This is a genomic window from Oleiphilus sp. HI0132 (assembly GCF_001635845.1).
Genome location: NZ_LWGJ01001802.1, coordinates 1 through 805 on the forward strand (window position 1 = coordinate 1; position 805 = coordinate 805).

General features: G+C 45.5%; 1 protein-coding gene. It reads left to right on the plus strand.

Annotated features, from left to right (window positions below; translation table 11 throughout):
* On the plus strand, nucleotides 1-805 hold an 805-nt coding region (locus A3766_RS27305), incomplete at both ends, for a DNA topoisomerase (RefSeq protein ID WP_231883012.1).

Genomic DNA, 805 nt, shown 5'->3' on the forward strand with positions numbered 1-805 from the left:
TTTCCGTCCGGTAAATGCTGATCAAATCAAAGCTCACCAAGAGGCATTGAATAAAGCCGCGTTTGCAGTTTCCAAACGAGAAGACAAACCGACAAGCTCCAAGCCTAATGCTCCGTTTATTACTTCTACTTTGCAGCAAGCAGCCAGTACTCGATTAGGTTTTAGTGTAAAGAAAACCATGATGTTAGCTCAGCGTCTTTATGAAGCGGGCTATATCACCTACATGCGTACTGATTCGACGAACTTGAGTGAAGATGCTGTCAACGCATGTAGAGATTATATCGCTGAGAACATGGGTAGTAAGTATGTGCCTGATGCGCCGAGACTATATAGTAGTAAAGAGGGAGCTCAGGAAGCTCACGAGGCGATTCGTCCATCTGACGTAACGGTGCTTACCTCAGGCATAAAAAGCCTTGAGAAGGACGCTGAGAGACTGTACGACTTGATTTGGCGTAACTTTGTGGCCTGTCAGATGAATAATGCCGAATTTTTGAGTTCGTCTTTGGAAGTGACAGCGGGTGACTTTACACTTCGTACGCGTGGTCGTGTTATGAAGTTCGACGGTTTCTTGAAAGTGTTGCCGTCGAATAGCAAGAAAGACGATGATGTCATCCTTCCTGATCTTCAGGTTGGCGATGAACTATCTTTAGATAAACTGGATCCCAAGCAGCATTTTACCAAACCGACTGCGCGCTATTCAGAAGCCGCTTTGGTTAAGGAATTGGAAAAAAGAGGGATCGGTCGCCCTTCAACTTACGCAGCGATTATTTCAACGATCCAGGATCGTGGCTATGTGAAGCTTGAA